Source organism: Blautia sp. LMAG:36, from assembly GCF_008680535.1.
GTDB lineage: Bacteria > Bacillota > Clostridia > Lachnospirales > Lachnospiraceae > Blautia_A > Blautia_A fusiformis.
The window spans coordinates 123,015-142,836 of record NZ_NALB01000005.1 but is presented as its reverse complement, the minus strand read 5'-3'; the positions used below and the strand labels follow the sequence as shown (position 1 = coordinate 142,836).

Below are 19,822 nucleotides of genomic sequence, written 5' to 3'. Positions count from 1 at the left end.
GCGCCAGGAAAAGTCATCACAACATAAAAAAAAGAGATCCTGCTACTCTTTTACAGAATCTCTCTTTACAAGCCAGACAGGGCTTTTTACATTTTTTTCAGCAGGTTCCTTTCCCTCTGCCATAAGAAGCAGCTTCCGCAGGGCCAGAACTGCTTTCTGATGAATATCCTGATGAATAGTGGTCAGCTTTGGCCTGACGATCTGCGCATAAAAATTATCATCAAAGCCGGTAATGGAAATCTGATCCGGAATCCGGATTCCCTTGTCTGTAAAAAAATTGATGGCCTCCACAGCTGTGTAATCCGAAGAAAATGCCAGTGCTTTTGTCTCCAGAAAATGAGGCAGCAGCTCTTCATATTTTTTCAGTCTGCGCCGGGGTTCCTGGGGAACCACCACATAGCGGGAGCGGCTGCAGAAGCCGCCATTTTTTTCCATAGCCTGTTTGAATCCAAGCCATCTGGCATAATCACTGTCCTGCTCTGTTTCCGCAACAAAAAGTGCCCGGTGGTATCCACAGGAATACAGATATTCCCCGATCTGATATCCGCCGGAATAATCATCCACTCCTACATTCTGAAAGCTATATCCGCCCTTCGGATAGGCATCGATCAATACCATTTTTTTATTCAGCTTTCTGGAAAGCTGATGATACTGTTCTTCGTTATACCCTATAATGATAAGACCTTCCACATTCCAACGGGATGCCATATCTACCACATTATCGATCCGTTCACCGCCAATGAGCATAATATAATAGCCTCTGTTTTCTGCTTCGACCTGCAGCGTTCCGGTGATCTCTCCCACAAAAGAATCCTGCAGAGACTGCATACCATGAATGAAGGAAAAACCAAGAACCACTCCAATGATCCTTGAGCCGTGTCCGGATAGCATCACAGATCCCATGTGGGGAACATAATTCTGCTCCTTCAGGATCGCCGTGATCCGGTCAATGGTGCTCTGTGAAACCCGTTTTGTATTTCCATTGATCACATTAGATACGGTTGTACGACTGACACCTGCCATATCCGCGATATCCTGCAGCCTTATCATTTCATTGAATACTGCATCAGCTCATAATGAAGCTCACAGCCCTCATAGATTTCTGCCGGAAGTAATGCTCTGGCAACCACTTTCAGTTCCTCCTCCGGCTGATCCACACGCTTCAGATGTGCATAATCTCCGTCAATCTGTTCCACGATATAATCACATACTAACATTTTTTTGTCCTCTCTCTTTTCTTTTTGCTCATGCTTCAATAACCTGTATGAGCACAATTCGTTTCTCTGACTGCTTATTTTCAAATGCACCTAAAAACAGGCTACAGCAAATGCTGCAGCCTGTCAACTCTTTATTCTGCCTTAAAGGATCTCTCTGTTTATTCGTCAGCACTGTCAATCTTGCTTGCGCGTGCCGCGATCTCTTTCTCCTGGATATCATTAGGAGCCTGCTCATAGCGTGCAAATTCATAGGAGAAATCTCCGCTTCCACCGGTCATGGAACGAAGGACTGTGGAATAACCATAAATCTCAAGAAGCGGAACATCTGCCTCAATGATGGTATTTCCTTCGTGATCCGGATTCATTCCGAGAACACGACCACGTCTCTTGTTCAGATCTCCCATAACATCACCGGTATATTTATCCGGAACTGTAACCTTCATGGAGATGATCGGCTCAAGAAGTACAGGAGAAGCTTCCATAAAGCCCTTCTTGAAGGCAAGGATAGTTGCCATCTTAAATGCCATCTCAGAAGAATCTACCGGATGATAAGATCCATCGTAAAGGGTTGCCTTCACACCAACGACTGGATATGCAGCCAGAGGTCCCTTCAGAACACATTCCTGAAGTCCCTTCTCAACAGCCGGGAAGTAGTTCTTCGGAACTGCACCACCTACAACTACCTGCTCAAATACATAAGGTGTCTCCAGATCACCAGATGGCTCAAAGCGCATCTTAACGTGGCCATACTGTCCGTGTCCGCCGGACTGTTTCTTATGTTTGCCTTCCACATCTGAATTCTTACGAAGTGTTTCACGGAACGGAACCTTCGGTTTGGAAAGCTCCACATCCACTTTATAGCGCTCCTTCAGCTTGCTGACAACGATATCCAGATGCTGATCACCCATACCGTAGATCAGACTCTGACGGTTTGCACTGTCATTGACAACCTTCAATGTTCTGTCCTCTGTCATCATCTTGGCAAGGGATTGTGCGATCTTATCCTCGTCACCCTTCTTCACTGCCTTAAATCTCTTGTATGTATATGGCGTGGAAAGTATAGCCTTTGGATAAAGGATCGGATTCGCCTTGGTTGCAAGGCTGTCACCGGTCTGTACACTGCCAAGCTTGGCGATGGCACCGATATCCCCTGCAAAAAGCTCCGGAACTTCGATCGGTTTGGAACCTTCCATGACATAAAGCTTGTTTACACGCTCCTCTGTTCCCTTCTCTACATTAAGAAGTGTATCATCGGATTTCAGCACACCGGAGCATACCTTGATCAGAGAATATTTACCAAGGAACGGATCTGCGATGGTCTTAAATACATAGGCAGATTTTGCCTTGGCAAAGTCATAATTGGCCTCAAAGATCTCGTTAGTCTTCTGTGCGATACCATTGCAGGAACGTCCGCTTGGGCTTGGGAAGTAACCGCAGATATCATCCAGAAGGTTAGATACACCGCGAAGGTTCACTGGTGATCCCATGCATACCGGAACAATACTTCCATCCTGTACATTGGTTGCAATAGCTGCGGAAACCTCTGCTACGGAGAAGGTATCTCCCTCGAAATAACGATCCATAAACTCTTCGCTTGTCTCTGCAACAGACTCCATCAGAGTTTCATGATATTTCTCAAGATATTCTGTCAGATAATCCGGAACCGGGCATTCTTCCTTGCCGGCCTTGTCAATATATCTTCTTCCTGCCTGCTTCACAACATTGACATAACCTACAAACTTACCATCCTCACGGATCGGGAAATGAAGAGGAGCGATCCTCTTGCCGTACAGCTCTGTCAGCTCTTCCACGACCTCACGATAGCTGACATCATCCACGTCCATATCTGTAACAAAGATCATTCGCGGAAGCTTATATTTCTCGCAGAGATTCCATGCTTTCTGTGTTCCTACCTGAACACCGGCCTTACCGGAAACAACGATGATCGCTGCATCTGCAGCACTGACTGCCTCCTCAACTTCTCCCACAAAATCGAAGTATCCGGGAGTATCCAGTACATTTACCTTCACCTTGTCCCATGGTACCGGGATCAGAGAAGTTGTGATGGAAAAATGTCTCTTTATTTCTTCCTTGTCATAATCGCTGACAGTATTGCCATCCTCAACACGTCCGAGTCTGCTTGTCATACCTGCCAGATAAGCCATTGCCTCAGCCAGTGTTGTTTTGCCTGCGCCACCATGACCTAATAGGACTACATTTCTGATTCGGTCTGTTCTGAAAACGTCCATATGTAATACCTCCCTGTTTGTCTTACTTAATATGTTCACATTTTACTAAATTTCCATGCAAATTTCAAGTATTTTATTCAATTTTGACAACTTTTTTTCAGAAAGTTTTTCGTATTACCGTCAATTAATACAGAACAGTCGTCTATCTTTCAGAATTTCCGGTTTACATACTTTTTCACGGCATCCACAGAACGGTTCAGTACCAGCTCTTCCGGAAAATCCAGTTTAGTCAGAAGGTCTCTGGCAAGATCAAATTCCCCGATCAGAAGATCAAAATGGGCATCACTGTCCATAACCACAGGTACCCGATATTTTTTGCAGTATTCCAGCATGATGGTATCATTCTCCACTGCATTCTCACGGTTACAGTCAGGGTCCATGGAGTGATTGTTCAGCTCCAGGACTTTACCGTATTCTCTGGCTCCCTGTACAAGCGCCTCATAGTCAACCTCGTATCTTCCGTCATCCGGATGTCCGATGATATTGACACACGGATTCTTCATAGCATTAAGATAGGCCTCCGTATTCTCCTGTCTGCTGCCTGGTCTGATGCATGGAACATGAAGACTTGCAATGACCACGTCCAGCTTCTCCAGGGTTTTCTGCTCAAGATCTACCGTTCCCGCCGCATCCAGGATATTTACCTCCGAACCCAGAAGCAGCTGGATTCCATACATTTCACGGGGTACTACCTTTATATTCTGGAAATAAAACTTATGACAGGTTCCGGGCATTTTCGGTGCATGCTCTGTGATTCCCAGGAGTTCAAGGCCTTTATCGGAAGCAGCCCTGGCCATCTCGCGAAGTGTGCAGTATGCATGTCCGCTGGCTACGGTATGTGTGTGAAGATCCATAACTGACTGATATTTCATGATAAATTCTCCTCTGTATCTTATATTGTTTTTTTCTTATTATATTATACGTCCGAAATCTCCGATTTCTCAAGCCTTTTTCTATTGTTACTGTTTACTCCGTTCTCAGCAACACGCTTCGCGATGCACAGAATTTATGCTGATCGCATAAATTCGCGCGGTATGTCTCGGGTTTTCCGTGACCTTCGCTCACAAAAAACACCTCGCGGAATATTACCAATGAACAGTAACTTTCTATTACTCTTCCCTGTTCGCAAAACATTACGGTAAACAACTATAAAAATGGCCTTCCTGTTTCCGCTAACATTTGTTGACATTTTTCACACTTTCTTTTACAATATAGTCGTGATTTACACTATTAAAGAATAAAAGTAAAAAGTAACCTGAAAGGACTCTGAAGTACTATGAAAACCATAGGTTTTATCGGCCTTGGACTGATCGGCGGCTCCATTGCCAGAACCATACGAAAATTTCACCCGGATTATCGCCTGCTTGCCTTTGACAAAGACAGAAGTTCTCTGGCAGAGGCAGTCAGTTTAAACGTGATCAACGGGATCTGTGATATTGACGATGAGCAGTTATATAACTGTGATTATCTTTTTCTCTGTGCACCTGTAGAATTCAATGTGGAATACATGGAAAAGATCAAAGATTCTCTTGGAAAGAACTGTATCCTCACAGATGTAGGCAGTGTAAAAAGTGTTATCCACGAAAAAGTAACCGAGCTCGGACTTGAAGGACGCTTCATCGGCGGTCATCCTATGGCAGGCTCCGAACGCAGCGGTTTTTCCAATTCCAGTGATCATCTTCTGGAAAATGCTTATTATATCATCACTCCGGGAGGAGAAGTTGCTTTGGAAAAGATTTCTGATTTCACAGAACTGATCTCCTCTCTTGGTGCGATCCCCCTTGTTATCACTGCAGAAGAACATGATTTCATCACGGCAGGAGTCAGCCACCTTCCTCATATCGTAGCCTCCGCTCTTGTAAATCTTGTAAATCTTCTGGATAACGACGCCCAGTATATGAAAATGATCGCAGCCGGCGGTTTCCGTGATATCACACGTATTGCCTCTTCTTCACCGGTTATGTGGGAACAGATCTGTCTGGAAAATCAGAAAAACATTTCCACGGTTTTGGATGAATTTATCCGTATGCTGATCCAGATCCGCTGTTCCATTGACAACAAAGAAGCTGACAACATCTTTGACATGTTTGCAAGCTCCAAGGATTACCGTGACTCCATTGACATTGTAGACAACAGCCTGATCCCCCGCTCCTATGTCCTTTATATCGATGTGGCAGATGAGGCCGGTGCCATTGCAACCATCGCAACCATCCTTGCAACAGAAAAGGTCAGCATCAAAAATATCGGTATTATCCACAACCGAGAATTTGAAGATGGCGTTCTGAAGATCGAATTTTATACAGACGCAGCTCTGGAGCAGGCTAAAGTGCTTCTTACAAAACGTAATTACAAGATCTGCGAACGCTGATATATAAACGGCAGCAGATATCCGATCTGCTGCCATGTATTTCAAAAATAACAATACAGGCAGGTACTAATATGGAAATCAAAAAAGCAAAAAAATTATCCGGCTCTCTTGCCATTCCCGGAGATAAATCCATTTCTCACAGAGCTGTCATGTTCGGCTCTCTTGCAGAAGGCACTACCAAAATCACAAATTTTCTGGAGGGTGCAGACTGTCTCTCCACTATTTCCTGTTTTCGGAAAATGGGTATTAACATTGAAAATACAGAAGGAGAGATCCTGGTCCACGGAAAAGGTCTCCATGGTCTCAGTGCTCCGTCAGAGACTCTTGACGTCGGCAACAGCGGCACTACCACCCGCCTCATCTCCGGGATCCTTGCAGGACAGGACTTTGTATCAGAGCTTACCGGCGATGCTTCCATCCAGAAACGCCCTATGAAACGGATCATGACTCCGCTTTCCCAAATGGGTGCCGATATCATAAGTCTCAACGGAAACGGATGCGCACCGCTTAAGATCTCCGGAAAAAAGCTCCATGCCATCCACTACAATTCTCCGGTAGCATCTGCCCAGGTAAAATCCTGCGTACTTCTTGCCGGAATGTACTCTGACGGTATTACCCGTGTAACAGAGCCGGTCCTTTCCAGAAATCACACGGAGATCATGCTGAATTACTTTGGTGCCAATGTAACCGCAGAGGGAACAACAGCATCCATCAAACCGGACCCATCTCTTTACGGACGTGAGATCCTGGTTCCGGGAGATATCTCTTCTGCAGCTTATTTTATCGCAGCAGGTCTTCTTGTTCCCAACAGTGAGATACTTCTGAAAAATGTGGGGATCAACCCGACCCGTGACGGCATCCTCCGTGTATGCAGGGCCATGGGAGCAGATATCACTCTTCTCAATGAAACCACAGAGGGCGAACCTACTGCCGATCTTCTGATCCGCTCCTCTGCGCTTCACGGGACCACAATAGAAGGCGCGATCATTCCTACTCTGATCGATGAACTTCCGATGATCGCCGTTATGGCAGCTTTTGCAGAAGGAACCACTGTTATCCGGGATGCACAGGAGCTTCGTGTCAAAGAGTCCGACCGCATCCAGGTTATGACGGAAAATCTTCGGAAAATGGGCGCAGATATCCAGGAAACCGAAGATGGCATGATCATTCATGGTGGAAAAGCCCTTCATGGCGCAGAGATCGATTCTCATCTGGATCACCGTGTAGCCATGTCTTTTGCAGTAGCAGGACTGCTTTGTGAGGGAACTCTTTCCATCAAAAATGGAGAATGTGTCAACATCTCCTATCCGGAATTCTATTCCGATCTTTATAGTCTGGCAGAATAATTATCTCATATCCAGACAGAGAGCATTTTCATGTATCACAGCGTCTGTTCCATCAGATGACAGTGCATAAAATGCTCTCTTTTTTTGTATTTCGTATAATTTTTATTTATTATGGATATCATAATTCCAAAATGAAACCATTTTTTTGATAAATTTTATCGTTTTTCCCACTTTCCAAATTCCTACTATTATGGTATTATTTTTTCGGAAAATAATTATTTCCAGAGAGGAGCAACGATTATGAAAATTTTGTTTTACGACACCAAGAGCTACGATAGGGAATTTTTTGAGAAGCTGCTTCCATCTTATCCAGGTATTGAAATTAAATTCATTGAAGCAAATATCCATGAAGAAACCGCAGCTCTTGCCCACGGCTACGATGCCATCTGTGCATTTGTAAATGCAGATCTCGGCGCACCGGTCATTGAGGAGCTTCACCGCCAGGGTGTAAAACTGATCCTGATGCGCTGTGCCGGATACAATAATGTTGATCTGGAAACTACAACAAAATGTGGGATCCAGGTGGCACGTGTTCCCGGTTATTCTCCGGAAGCAGTTGCCGAACACGCCATGGCACTGGCCCTTACCGCCAACCGGCACACCCACAAGGCATATATCAAATGCCGCGAAAATAACTTTGCACTGAACGGTCTCATGGGCGTTAACTTTTATCAGAAAACTGCCGGCATCATCGGCACCGGAAAAATCGGTCAGGCAATGGCAAAAATCTGTCGTGGCTTTGGCATGAAAGTAATTGCTTATGATCTTTTCCCTAATAAAAATCTTGACTTTCTGGAGTATGTTTCACTGGACGAACTCCTTTCCACCAGTGATCTGATCAGTCTGCACTGTCCGATGACTCCGGAAACAGAGCATCTGATCAACTCCGAAACGATTGCAAAAATGAAAGATGGTGTGATCCTTGTAAACACCTCCAGAGGCGGACTGATCAAAACCGATGACCTGATCGCAGGTATCCGTGATCACAAATTCTTCGCCGTTGGTCTGGATGTTTACGAAGAAGAATCTGCATATGTATATGAAGACATGTCAAGCAGCATTCTTCCTACTTCCACGATCCAGCGTCTTCTGTCCTTCCCAAATGTGACCATGACCTCACATCAGGGATTCTTTACGGTAGAAGCACTGACCAATATTGCGGAGACAACCCTGGAAAACGCAAAAGCTTTTATGGATGGAGCTGAAATGAAAAATCTGGTCCACTGATCAGTCTCAGACCTGACATGCAAAATCCCCCGGATACTGATCGTTTATCTGTATCCGGGGGTCTTATTTTGTTCTTTTGATTTTAATAGATCTCGTCAAAAGACTGTCCGTCATCGTCTGTGTAATAAATGCGCTTTGCATCCTGAGTGAAGATCAGCTTCTGTTTCCCTGCATCATCAAGGCTGCACTGCTGATAGGTTACGCCATCCTCTACCGGAAGCATACTGTCTGCATTATCATAGTCTGCAGCAGTCAGATTGGAGGGTACATGGCCATACTCATAAATATACTGGGCCACTTCATCTTTATCTGTATAAGTGCCATTTTCATCCAGTTTCTTTTCGCTCTGCGAGTCTGCTGCATCCGATGAATCGGACCCATCTGTATCTCCTGCTCCTGCAGCATTTTCAGAATCCTGCAGCTGCTCCAGGTCGCTTTCATCAGCTACTGCCATCTCATCGTCACCATTCTGGTCCATGGCCTCCACTTCATCCTCACTCAAAGGTTCCAGGTCATCCTGAAAAGCGGATTCGTCGTATTTTTCCTTATCTTTGCAGCCTCCCAGCATCATCGCTGCCACCCCGGCAAGCACCAGGATAAAATATCTGAACTTTTTCATGGATCAATCTCCTTTCATGGAATATCGTTCTCGTAAAAGTGAAATTTCTCTTTTCCATCCTTCATCATCATTTGGTGTCTCCAGAATAAAGGGAATTCCCTCAAGAGCCGGATGGCACACCACATTCACAAGTGCATCCAGGCCGATCTGACCTTCACCGATCTTTGCATGACGATCCTTATGACTGCCCAGTCCGTTTATACTGTCGTTAAGATGAACAGCCTTCAATCTGGAAAGGCCGATCACCCGGTCAAACTCATCAAGAACACCATCCAGATCATGGACAATATCATAACCGCCATCCCATACATGACAGGTATCCAGGCAAACACCCAGTTTATTATTTTTTTCCACCCTGTCAATGATATCACGAAGTTCCTGAAACGTTGCTCCTACTTCTGAACCCTTGCCGGACATAGTTTCCAGAAGGACGGTCGTACTCTGTTCTTCTGTAAGGACATCATTGAGGATTTCCGCAATTTTGGTAATTCCCGTCTCAGTTCCCTGCCCTACATGACTGCCCGGGTGAAAATTATAATAATTTCCCGGTGTATATTCCATACGTTTCAGATCATCTGCCATGATCTCTCTTGCAAAATCTCTCAGATTTTCTTTTGCGGCACAGGCATTCATGGTATACGGTGCATGTGCCACCAGCTTTCCAAAATGATTTTCCCTGGAAAGCTCCAGAAATCTTTCCACATCTGCGGGATCGATCTCTTTTGCCTTGCCTCCTCTGGGATTTCGGGTAAAAAAAGCGAACGTATTTCCGCCGTTTTTCAGCATCTGACGTCCCATGGCAGCATAGCCTTTGGACGAACTTGTATGATTTCCGATATATAATACCATATCAGCACCAGCTCCCTGTAGTTTATATTTCTGCCTTTTGGCCTAACTATTATATCAAAAACTTCTTTTTCTGAAAAGTCCGCGATTCTTTCTTTACAATACTTACCATTCTTTCTATAATAAAGATATCTTTACATATGAAGGAGAGAAAGAATGGCAAACGACAATCGAAGGCGGCCGCCTCATGGCCATGATCCGGAGCAGGCACGCAGAGAAGCCGCCAAAGCACGAGAAGCACGGCGGAAACATTCTGGTTCTGCATCCCGTAATTCCCGTTCACATTCCACCGGGACTCACAAGAATGACATCAGCAAAAAATCCAGATATTACCAGGTACGCCGTCAGAAAATGTTTCTTGCAGCTGGCGGGATCCTGATCATACTTGTTCTTGTGATCATTTTTTCCGCACGTGCATGCATTTCTTCCCGGAAAGCTGCAGAAGCCGCCGCTTTGCAAAAGGCCCAGGAAGAGGAGGCCGCAAAAAAGGCAAAAGAAGAAGCTGCTGTGAAAGATCCCGTTTCACTGACGCTCAGCGTAGTCGGGGACTGCACGTTGGGTACCGATGAGACCTTTGATTATGACACAAGTCTGAACGCATGCTACGATAACAACGGCAAAGATTATTTCTTTAAAAATGTAAAAAGCATCTTTGAGGCAGATGACCTGACAATTGCCAATTTTGAAGGAACTCTCACTGATTCCGATGCCAGAGAAGATAAAACCTTTGCATTTAAAGCACCCGCCGAATATGCTCAGATACTCACCAGCGGTTCCGTTGAAGCCGTAAACACTGCAAACAATCACAGCCACGATTACGGAGAGCAGAGCTACACGGATACTCTGACTGCTCTGGACAATGCGGGCATTACACACTTCGGTTATGATGATACTGCAGTTATGGACATCAAGGGGATCAAAGTTGGTCTTGTCGGAATTTACGAGCTGAAGGATCATCTTGGACGCGAACAGCAGCTGAAAGATAATATCGCAAAGGTCAAAGCAGATGGAGCAGAGCTTATAGTTGTGATCTTCCACTGGGGCAATGAGACTGAAACAGTTCCTGATACCAATCAGATGACCCTTGGCCGTCTTGCTATCGATGAAGGTGCAGATCTGGTATGTGGCCATCATCCGCATGTACTCCAGGGAATCGAAACCTATAAAGGAAAAAACATCGTCTACAGTCTTGGCAATTTCTGTTTTGGAGGAAACAGCTCTCCAAGTGATATGGACACCATGATCTTCCAGCAGACCTTCACTATCACCTCAGAAGGCGTACAGGCTGATAACGTGACCAATATCATTCCCTGCTCTATTTCTTCCGCAGATGGCTACAACAACTACCAGCCAACTCCTGCATCCGGAGATGAGGCATCCAGGATCAAATCCAAGATAGAGGAACGCAGTGCTGCGATTCCTGCCGCGGATTCTTCATCCGCTACATCGGAAGGCTCTGACAGTGAAGAATAAATAGAATAACCAAAAAATAATATCCCAACAGATCCTGTGATAATGCATGTTTCCATGCTGCGATCCGTTGGGATATTATTTATATAAAAAGTAATTTTAGATCTTATTCGATCATCATCGCATCTCCAAAACTGAAGAAACGATATCTTTCCTTCACAGCTTCCTCATAAGCAGCCATAATATGTTCTTTTCCGGCAAGGGCTGAAACCAACATCAGAAGCGTGGACTCCGGCAGATGGAAATTGGTGATCAGTCCATCGATAGCTTTGAATTTATAACCAGGATAGATAAAGATCTCTGTCCATCCGCTTCCGGCCTTCACGATTCCGTCCTCTCCGGTTGCGGACTCCAGGGTACGGCAGCTGGTAGTTCCCACAGAAATCACTCTTCCACCGTTTTTCTTTGTATCATTGATCAATTTTGCCTGATCTTCTTCCACAATATAAAACTCCGAGTGCATGTGGTGCTTTTCTACATCATCTACCTTTACCGGGCGGAAGGTTCCGAGACCTACATGTAAAGTTACATGTGCAATATTCACACCCTTCTCCTTTACCTTCTCAAGAAGCTCCGGCGTGAAGTGAAGTCCTGCGGTAGGTGCGGCAGCAGATCCCTCATTCTTTGCATATACAGTCTGATAACGGTTCTTATCCTTCAGCTTGTGGGTAATGTACGGCGGCAGCGGCATTTCTCCCAACTGATCCAGGATTTCTTCAAAAATCCCCTCATAATGGAACTGGATCAAGCGGTTTCCCTCATCTACAATATCAATGATCTCACCCTTCAGGATACCGTCACCAAAAGTGATCTTTGCACCGGGACGTGCTTTTTTTCCCGGCTTTACAAGACACTCCCAGATATCATTTTCGCGGCGTTTCAGAAGCAGGATCTCGATCAGTGCTCCAGTTTCTTCCTTGTGACCATAAAGACGTGCCGGGATAACCTTGGTATCATTGATCACAAGGCAGTCTCCCTTATGCAGGTAATCCAGTATATCGGTAAAATGACGATGTTCAATACTTCCATCTTTCAGGGACAGATGCATCAGTCTGGAAGAGCTTCTGTCCTCCAGCGGATCCTGAGCGATCAGTTCCTGCGGCAGATCATAATAAAAATCTGATGTTTTCATAATTATTTTTCCACTTCCTCTTTCCACTGTTTGCGAAGCCTGCGGACCTCGTTCCACTCTTTGTTGGTCAGATCAGCCTTTGGCAAAAGATCCGGCCTCCATTTGGCTGTACGGATGATAGACTGCTCTCTTCTCCATTTATCCACATTGGCATGATGTCCGGAAAGCAGCACCTCCGGAACCTTTTTGCCATGCCATTCCTCCGGGCGGCTGTACTGGGGATACTCCAGAAGATTCCCGGAAAAGGATTCCGTCTCACCGGATTCCTGATTATTCAGAACACCTGGTACCATTCTGGAAATAGAATCCATCATGACCATAGCCGGAAGTTCTCCACCGGTAAGTACATAATCACCAATGGAAACATAGTCTGTTACGATTTCTTCCAGAACGCGCTCATCAATTCCCTCATAATGACCACAGAGGAAAACCAGGTCTTCTTCAAGGGCAAACTCTTTTGCCATATCCTGATTGAAGGTTTTTCCCTGAGGAGTCAGAAAGATCACGCGGGGTTTCCTTCCAATACGTTCTGCAATGGATTCATAAGACAGATATACCGGCTCTGCCTGCATCAGCATTCCGGCTCCGCCACCATAAGGATAATCATCTACCTTCTGGTGCTTATTGAATGCAAAATCCCGTATATTGATCGCTTCCAGTGATAACAGTCCCTTTGTAATGGCACGGCCTGTAATACTTGTGTTCATTCCGTTCTCGATCATTTCCGGAAACAATGTAAGTACATGATAATTCATTTAAACAAGCCCTTTCATCAAATGTACAGTCATGGTATTTTTTTCAACATCCACATCAAGAACACAGTCATGGATCGCAGGAAGCAGAATTTCCTCGCCATCCACACGATCTACAATATAAACATCATTAGCACCGGTCTCCATCACATCACGGAGCACTCCGAATTTCTCCCCATTCTCCAGAAGTACTTCCATTCCGATGAGATCCGCCACATAATATTCGTCCTCGCCAAGCTCCTGTGCCTCTTCACGTGGGATCCAAAGCTCACGGCCCTTGTACATTTCAATATCATTGATGTTGTCAATGCCTTCAAATTTCAGGATCGCAAGATTTTTAAAAAACTTTACATTCTGAATATTCAGTCTGCGAAGCTCTTTTCCTGTATCCAGAAGCACATATTCAATATCAAGAAAACGCTCTGCGTCATCCGTTGTTGGAAAAACTTTTACTTCACCACGGACGCCATGGGTCGTTGTAATAACTCCTACCTTTAATAAATCTTCCATTTTTGCTCCTTTTCAGAGTAAAAACAGGAGCCATGGAATCCACAGCTCCTGTCTCTTTTTCATTGCAGAATATCTACAATCACTTTTTTGCTGCTTTTTGAAGAAGCCGCTTTCACAACAGTACGGATTGCCTTGGCAATTCTGCCCTGTCTTCCGATAACCTTACCCATATCGGCTGGTCCGACCTTCAGTTCAACAACGATCGCGTCGTCTTTTTCAGTCTCAGTAACGACTACTTCATCCGGATTTTCAACAAGAGATTTTGCAATTACTTCTACAAGTTGTTTCATTACATACCTCCTTGCTCCTGCCTCATTGAGGTCACAGATCCAAATCTGTCAGGTATTATTTCTCGATTCCGGCAAGTTTAAGAAGCTTAGCAACTACCTCTGTAGGCTGAGCACCAGCTGCAAGCCATTTTTTAGCTGCCTCTTCATCGATTTTGTATACGCTTGGGTCAAGATTCGGATCATATGTTCCGATCTCTGCGATACATCTTCCGTCACGTTTGCAGCGGGAATCTGCTACTACGATTCTATAGAAAGGTGCTTTCTTCTGTCCCATTCTTCTTAATCTGATCTTAACTGCCATTTTTGTTTTCCTCCAATTATCTTTCTGAAAATTTATTGTTATTTATTAAAAGGGAAGCTTAAAGCCGCCTCTTTTTCCCATGTTCATCTTGCCGCCTGTTAATCCCGGCATCTGTTTCATCATCTTCTTGCTCTGCTCAAACTGCTTCACAAGACGATTTACTTCTGTAATATCCACTCCGGCGCCTCTGGCGATACGATTCTTGCGTGAGATGTTCAAAATGTTGGGGTTACTTCTCTCCTGAGGTGTCATGGAAAGAATGATGGACTTGGTACGGTCCATAGCCTTTTCATCGATCATACCCTCAATATCCTTCATCTTACCGCCCATTCCGGGAAGCATGTTCAGGATACTGGAAATACCACCCATCTTGTTCATCTGCTCCATGCTGGTAAGATAATCATTGAAGTCGAAGTCCATTTTCTTCAGCTTCTTCTGCATCTCCTGAGCCTGTTCCTGATCCACAGAGGCTTCCACCTTCTCGATCAGACTCATTACATCTCCCATTCCAAGGATCCTGGAAGCCATACGTTCTGGATAAAACTGTTCCAGATCTGAAAGCTTCTCTCCCATACCAACATAGAAGATCGGTTTGCCGGTCACGGCTTTAATGGAAAGCGCAGCGCCGCCTCGTGTATCACCGTCCATCTTAGTCAGGATCACACCATCAATGCCGACTTTATCAGAAAAGTTCTGCGCCACATTTACTGCATCCTGTCCTGTCATGGCATCAACTACAAGCACTGTAGCATCTACATTCACATTCGCTTTGATATCCTCAAGCTCCTGCATCATATCCTCATCAATGTGAAGACGTCCTGCTGTATCGATGAGCACAACATTCTGCTGATTGGATTTCGCATGCTCGATAGCTGCTTTTGCAATATCCACGGGATTCTGCTTATCTCCCATGGAAAAGACCTCGACGCCCTGTTTCTCACCGTTTACCTGCAACTGTGTAATCGCTGCCGGACGGTAAACATCACAGGCCACAAGCAGTGGTTTCTTTCCCTTGGATTTCAGTTTGCCTGCCAGCTTGGCAACCGTCGTTGTCTTACCTGCACCCTGAAGACCGACCATCATAAGAACGGTAAGATCCATTCCCGGTTTGATCGGAAGCTCTGTTGTCTCACTTCCCATCAGGTTGACCAGCTCATCATTTACGATCTTGATCACCATCTGTCCCGGATTCAGACCATTCATAACATCCTGTCCGATAGCCTTTTCCTGAACGGATTTCGTAAACTGCTTAACGACCTTAAAGTTAACATCCGCTTCCAGAAGCGCCATCTTAACTTCCTTCAGTGCCACCTTGACATCAGCCTCTGTGAGACGGCCCTTGCCCTTCAGCTTCTTAAATACATTCTGCAGTTTATCTGTTAAACTCTCAAATGCCATTGATCATAACTCCTCTAATATCACATTGGAAATCGCCGCAATATCTTCGGCGTGGTACTTGTCAGCCAGTTCATGGATCTTTATGACCTGACTGCGGATGTTCAGGAATTTCTCGACCAGATGAAGCTTCTCTTCATATTCTTCCAACGTCCGATTGCACCGTCTGATCATATCATGCACACCCTGTCTGCTGATGCCAAGTTCCTCAGCAACCTCACTTAAGGAATAATCCTCAAATACCACACTGGTATACACCTGCCGCTGCCTCTCTGTCAGAAGCTCTCCATAAAAATCAAATAAAAATGTCTGCTCTACAAATTTCTCCATCTGTAATCACCTTGGCTATCATACACGATTCCGGCACACCTGTCAAGGGTTTTTGCTTTACAAATTTATTTTTTCCTGAATTTCACAAAAAAGGCCGGAAAAGCACTTTTCTGCTGGGTTTTGCAGGCTTTTCCGACCTTTGTTATTCTATTTACTTCTTATTAATAAATGTGATATCTTTTCCATATTCTTTGATCAGCTTCGGAAGATCATTAACAGACATACAGCCCTGCCCTTTTTTCTGCACTTGTTTTTTCCTTATGATTCTATTATACTGTAAATCAAAAGAATCACAATTCCACATAACACGGCTATTATTCCTGTTTTTTCCTACAAAATATAGGAGGGAGGATTTTCCTTGAAACTCAGTGCAAAACTCATCTGCTATCATTTACAGAAATCTTTTCCCCTGCATACATCCAGGCTGGATACATTCCCCACCCTTTCCTGCCCTTCCCGCTTTGAAAAGAACACCTCTCTTCAGGATGGGCGTGTTTACCTTATCACAGATCCGGATTTTCAGCTCACTTTTCATCATCCCAAAAATATTCTGTTCCTGATGATTGGAAAAATCTATCAGAACTACGAATTAACTCAGCCAAACATGTGTATCATCCCTGAAGATATTCCGGTCAATATTGTCTTTAACAGGATTCAGGATATTTTTATCCTCTATGATCAGTGGAATCAGTCCCTGATGGATTCCCGTCTCCGGAACGCATCTATCCAGGAGCTTCTGGATCTTACAGCTTCCATTATTCCCAATCCAATGATGCTGATCGGTATGGATTTTACTATCATTGCCTCCAGAGACTGGAATCTAAGTGATCTTTCCAATTCTGTTTTGGGTTCCACTGAAAATTCCTGGGCTATTGTGGACAGCCTGAAGCAGGATCCTCATTACGAAGAGGCTTTTTATAAAGCCGGATATTTTTATTATCCGGGAAATGGCCTTACTGCTCCTTCTCTTTGCGTAAATATCTCCAATAATGATAAAGCAGTATACAGGCTGATGTTTTCCGAAGGTGAGGTTCCCCTGGATGATACGTTTGGTTTTGTTCTGGAGTACCTTTCCCAGATGGTATTCCATGCACTTTCCACAGGAATCATGCACAGCCGGGATAAAGCTTTTCCTCTGCATCAGATTTTTATGTCCATTCTGACTGATCCCGGAGCTGATTATGTAAAAGTCAGTCAGCAGCTGACAAATGTAGGGTGGCTTTCTTCCCATATATATCAATGTATTTTGATCCAGACCGGGCTGATCGACCAGAAAAATCTGACCCTCAATGCCATCTGTAATTATCTTGAAAATACAATCCCGGCCAGCTGTGCTACCGAATATAAAGGAAATGCGGTGCTTTTTATCAATCTGGATCTCTGCACTCTGACTATCCATGAGATTTCCGATAAGATCGAGGGTTTTATCAAAAGCAGCATGTTAAGCGCCGGATACAGCCGGAAGATGCTTGGACATTTCAATTTCCACCGGCAATACACGCAGGCTTCTGTTACCCTGCAGGTTGGAAAACGCAAAAATCCCGCAGAAAGTATCCACTATTTTGACTCCATCGCTCTGCCCTATATTCTGGAACAGGCAACCAGAAAGCTTCCTGCTTACATGGTCTGTCACGAAAAGCTTCTGTCAATGAAATATAAGGATGAGGCAAAGCAATCTCATCTCTATGAAACACTGCGTTGTTTTCTGGAGCACAACCAGAACATTTCTCATACTGCCAGCGCTTTATTTATCCACAGAAGTACTCTTCTTTATCGTCTGGATAAGATCAAAGCTTTTCTGGATTCAGATCTTACAGACAGAAACGAGATCCTGTATCTGTTGCTTTCTTTTCATCTGATGGATATGGAAGAAGAAAACCGGAATACAAGATCATAAAAAACGGGAACTCTCTTAAATATTTAGCGTTTTCCCAGCTGCCAAAATGCAACTGCACTGGCTGCCGCCACATTCAGTGAATCCACACCGTGTGCCATTGGAATACATACTGTATAATCACAATCCGCAATGGTCTCCGAAGCAAGGCCATCCCCCTCTGTTCCAAGAACTACTGCCAGTTTTTCTTCTGCCATCAGATGAGGATCATCAATATCAAAGGAATCCTCCCTAAGAGCCATGGCTGCCGTCTTAAATCCCATCGCTTTCAGAGACCGGATTCCTTCCGTTTTCCACTCTGTTTTTTCATCAAAAAAAGTCCATGGTATCTGAAATACAGTTCCCATGCTGACACGGATCGCACGGCGATACAGTGGATTGCTGCATCCCGGTGTCAGCAGTACCGCATCCATTCCAAGAGCCGCCGCAGAACGAAAGATCGCGCCTATATTAGTAGGATTTACCACATTTTCCAGAACTGCGATCCTGCGGGCATTTTTGCATACATCGACTATATCAGGCAACGCCGGCCGGCGCATTGCACAGAGCATTCCTCTTGTCAGCTTGAATCCAGTCAGCTGCGTCAACACATCAAATTCTGCCGTATAAACCGGAATGTCTCCACAACGACGGATGAGTTCTTTTGCCTCACCCTCAACATGTTTATGTTCCACCAGAAAAGAAATCGGCTGGCACCCGGAATCCAAAGCTCTCTCAATAACCTTCGGGCTCTCCGCAATAAAGATCCCCTTCTCCGGTTCTGCCCGGTTCAAAAGCTGTATCTCCGAGATCCTGGCATATACATCCAGCTCCGGAGCGTTAAAATCTGTGATTTCTATGATATTTGACATGGTTATTTTTCTCCTGTTCTGTCTTCTTGTTTTCATCCTGCTATTGTAACAGAATCTCTTTGCAAAAGAAAGCCAGGTGCTATATGTTTCCACCTGGCTTTGCTGCTACTTGTAAAACAATTTGTTTATATTCAGATCCTCACTTCCATCCACCGGATCATATCCCCGATCACTTCATCTTTACAATACTCATTCAGGATCTCATGAAAAAGTCCGCCGTAGATCTTCATCTGCTTGTCTTTTGATCCTGCTTCTTTAAAGAAATCATAGGTATCCTGTACACTTACCAGACCGTCTTTCTCGCCGTGTGTCATAAGGACCGGATAATAGAACTCTGCTTTTTTCTCTTTGAACCAGTCAAGTCCGTCGCAGATCGCATAGCATAACCCCGCTGTAAAGGACTGTTTATTGTATGGATCTTTTCCGTACCAGTCTACCACTTCCTGTACAGAGCATACGCCTGACCCCAGCTGATTGGCAAGGCGCGTATGTACATCCATTTCTCCCGGCACACCACGTATCAGATTGCCGTTATCTGCGGTCAGCGCACCACTGGTAATGATCCCCCGGAGCTTTTTATCCGGATATTTGGCTCCGTACAGAGAAACTGTAAAGCCTCCCATGCTGTGTCCAAGAAGAAATACCGGGATATCCGGATTTTCTTCAATTGCCATATCCACAACTACGTTGGTGTCGTCCAGAAGCTCGTTGAAATCTGAATAAAAAGTCTCTTCACCCTCAGACCGTCCATGTCCTCTGTGATCAAAACGATAGGTTCCGATTCCCGCCTCATGAAGTTTTTCCGCAAAATAATCGTACCTGCCTTGGTGCTCACAAAGTCCGTGGACAATCACGATCACAGCTTTATTGTCTGCTGCTGTTTCTTTTTTCAGATACAGTTTCGTTCCGTCAAACGATGTGATCATACTTTCACCCATAATAAAACCCTCCCTTTTCTTTCTGCGAGATACATATCCCCATTATATGTCTCACGCTATCTGATAGATTTATCATATCATGAAATC

Annotated in this window: 20 protein-coding genes; 5 read left to right on the top strand and 15 right to left on the bottom strand. The window is 44.7% G+C overall.

Translation table 11 applies throughout. The annotated features are described in order from the left end of the window. Nucleotides 1-42: 42 nt before the first annotated feature. The 4 genes from CCC17_RS06675 to CCC17_RS06660 all read right to left on the bottom strand — a co-directional run bounded on the left by CCC17_RS06675 (nucleotide 43) and on the right by CCC17_RS06660 (nucleotide 4,338). Nucleotides 43-1,050, bottom strand: a complete 1,008-nt coding sequence (locus CCC17_RS06675; RefSeq protein ID WP_118515381.1) for a LacI family DNA-binding transcriptional regulator — start codon at nucleotides 1,048-1,050, stop codon at nucleotides 43-45. Beyond that, a complete protein-coding gene (locus tag CCC17_RS06670) occupies nucleotides 1,047-1,217 on the bottom strand; it encodes a hypothetical protein (RefSeq protein WP_015525206.1) in 171 nt (56 codons plus the stop codon). Before CCC17_RS06670 ends, CCC17_RS06675 begins: the two co-directional genes overlap by 4 nt. A gap of 158 nt (nucleotides 1,218-1,375) precedes the next feature. Continuing rightward, nucleotides 1,376-3,466: an elongation factor G gene (locus tag CCC17_RS06665; protein ID WP_287082769.1), complete on the bottom strand. Its 2,091-nt coding sequence runs from the start codon at nucleotides 3,464-3,466 to the stop codon at nucleotides 1,376-1,378. A gap of 149 nt (nucleotides 3,467-3,615) precedes the next feature. Next, the gene (locus CCC17_RS06660; RefSeq protein WP_015525208.1) at nucleotides 3,616-4,338 is read right to left on the bottom strand and encodes a phosphatase; all 723 of its coding nucleotides are present in this window, start codon (nucleotides 4,336-4,338) and stop codon (nucleotides 3,616-3,618) included. 404 nt (nucleotides 4,339-4,742) lie between these two features. Between CCC17_RS06660 and CCC17_RS06655 the strand changes: the two genes are divergently transcribed. The 3 genes from CCC17_RS06655 to CCC17_RS06645 all read left to right on the top strand — a co-directional run bounded on the left by CCC17_RS06655 (nucleotide 4,743) and on the right by CCC17_RS06645 (nucleotide 8,407). Next, on the top strand, nucleotides 4,743-5,834 hold the full coding sequence (locus CCC17_RS06655; RefSeq protein ID WP_287082768.1) for a prephenate dehydrogenase: 1,092 nt from the start codon (nucleotides 4,743-4,745) through the stop codon (nucleotides 5,832-5,834). A gap of 71 nt (nucleotides 5,835-5,905) precedes the next feature. Continuing rightward, nucleotides 5,906-7,180, top strand: coding sequence for a 3-phosphoshikimate 1-carboxyvinyltransferase (gene aroA, locus CCC17_RS06650; protein WP_173775430.1), 1,275 nt, complete (start codon nucleotides 5,906-5,908; stop codon nucleotides 7,178-7,180). Between the two features lie 240 nt (nucleotides 7,181-7,420). After that, nucleotides 7,421-8,407, top strand: coding sequence for a 2-hydroxyacid dehydrogenase (locus tag CCC17_RS06645; protein WP_287082767.1), 987 nt, complete (start codon nucleotides 7,421-7,423; stop codon nucleotides 8,405-8,407). 82 nt (nucleotides 8,408-8,489) lie between these two features. Here the strand turns inward: CCC17_RS06645 and CCC17_RS06640 are convergent, their stop codons facing one another. Then, nucleotides 8,490-9,026, bottom strand: coding sequence for a ribonuclease domain-containing protein (locus tag CCC17_RS06640; RefSeq protein WP_215638347.1), 537 nt, complete (start codon nucleotides 9,024-9,026; stop codon nucleotides 8,490-8,492). 3 nt (nucleotides 9,027-9,029) lie between these two features. Continuing rightward, nucleotides 9,030-9,875, bottom strand: a complete 846-nt coding sequence (locus CCC17_RS06635) for a deoxyribonuclease IV (protein ID WP_186582299.1) — start codon at nucleotides 9,873-9,875, stop codon at nucleotides 9,030-9,032. 348 nt (nucleotides 9,876-10,223) lie between these two features. Between CCC17_RS06635 and CCC17_RS06630 the strand changes: the two genes are divergently transcribed. Beyond that, nucleotides 10,224-11,345, top strand: a complete 1,122-nt coding sequence (locus CCC17_RS06630) for a CapA family protein (RefSeq protein ID WP_442859770.1) — start codon at nucleotides 10,224-10,226, stop codon at nucleotides 11,343-11,345. Nucleotides 11,346-11,448: 103 nt separating this feature from the next. On the opposite strand, the gene queA is transcribed toward CCC17_RS06630, so the two are convergent. Genes queA through ylxM form a run of 7 tightly spaced genes read right to left on the bottom strand, consistent with a single transcriptional unit; the run spans nucleotide 11,449 to nucleotide 16,052 of the window. Continuing rightward, nucleotides 11,449-12,474: a tRNA preQ1(34) S-adenosylmethionine ribosyltransferase-isomerase QueA gene (gene queA, locus CCC17_RS06625; protein WP_129974522.1), complete on the bottom strand. Its 1,026-nt coding sequence runs from the start codon at nucleotides 12,472-12,474 to the stop codon at nucleotides 11,449-11,451. 2 nt (nucleotides 12,475-12,476) lie between these two features. Continuing rightward, nucleotides 12,477-13,229: a tRNA (guanosine(37)-N1)-methyltransferase TrmD gene (gene trmD, locus CCC17_RS06620; RefSeq protein ID WP_015525216.1), complete on the bottom strand. Its 753-nt coding sequence runs from the start codon at nucleotides 13,227-13,229 to the stop codon at nucleotides 12,477-12,479. Beyond that, a complete protein-coding gene (gene rimM / locus CCC17_RS06615) occupies nucleotides 13,230-13,736 on the bottom strand; it encodes a ribosome maturation factor RimM (protein WP_059085894.1) in 507 nt (168 codons plus the stop codon). A 59-nt stretch (nucleotides 13,737-13,795) separates the two neighbouring features. Next, on the bottom strand, nucleotides 13,796-14,026 hold the full coding sequence (locus tag CCC17_RS06610) for a KH domain-containing protein (protein ID WP_015525219.1): 231 nt from the start codon (nucleotides 14,024-14,026) through the stop codon (nucleotides 13,796-13,798). Between the two features lie 55 nt (nucleotides 14,027-14,081). Further along, a complete protein-coding gene (rpsP, locus tag CCC17_RS06605) occupies nucleotides 14,082-14,327 on the bottom strand; it encodes a 30S ribosomal protein S16 (protein WP_015525220.1) in 246 nt (81 codons plus the stop codon). Between the two features lie 45 nt (nucleotides 14,328-14,372). After that, on the bottom strand, nucleotides 14,373-15,725 hold the full coding sequence (gene ffh, locus CCC17_RS06600; protein WP_021652565.1) for a signal recognition particle protein: 1,353 nt from the start codon (nucleotides 15,723-15,725) through the stop codon (nucleotides 14,373-14,375). A gap of 3 nt (nucleotides 15,726-15,728) precedes the next feature. Next, the gene (gene ylxM, locus CCC17_RS06595; RefSeq protein WP_015525222.1) at nucleotides 15,729-16,052 is read right to left on the bottom strand and encodes a YlxM family DNA-binding protein; all 324 of its coding nucleotides are present in this window, start codon (nucleotides 16,050-16,052) and stop codon (nucleotides 15,729-15,731) included. A gap of 358 nt (nucleotides 16,053-16,410) precedes the next feature. On the opposite strand from ylxM, the gene CCC17_RS06590 reads away from it, so the two are divergent. Continuing rightward, entirely contained in the window at nucleotides 16,411-17,949 is a 1,539-nt protein-coding gene (locus CCC17_RS06590; RefSeq protein ID WP_287082764.1) for a PucR family transcriptional regulator, read from the top strand. Nucleotides 17,950-17,972: 23 nt separating this feature from the next. Here the strand turns inward: CCC17_RS06590 and CCC17_RS06585 are convergent, their stop codons facing one another. Both CCC17_RS06585 and CCC17_RS06580 read right to left on the bottom strand, forming a co-directional pair. After that, entirely contained in the window at nucleotides 17,973-18,797 is an 825-nt protein-coding gene (locus CCC17_RS06585; protein ID WP_015525223.1) for a TrmH family RNA methyltransferase, read from the bottom strand. Nucleotides 18,798-18,928: 131 nt separating this feature from the next. Next, nucleotides 18,929-19,735, bottom strand: a complete 807-nt coding sequence (locus CCC17_RS06580; RefSeq protein ID WP_278603477.1) for an alpha/beta hydrolase — start codon at nucleotides 19,733-19,735, stop codon at nucleotides 18,929-18,931. Nucleotides 19,736-19,822 lie beyond the last annotated feature (87 nt).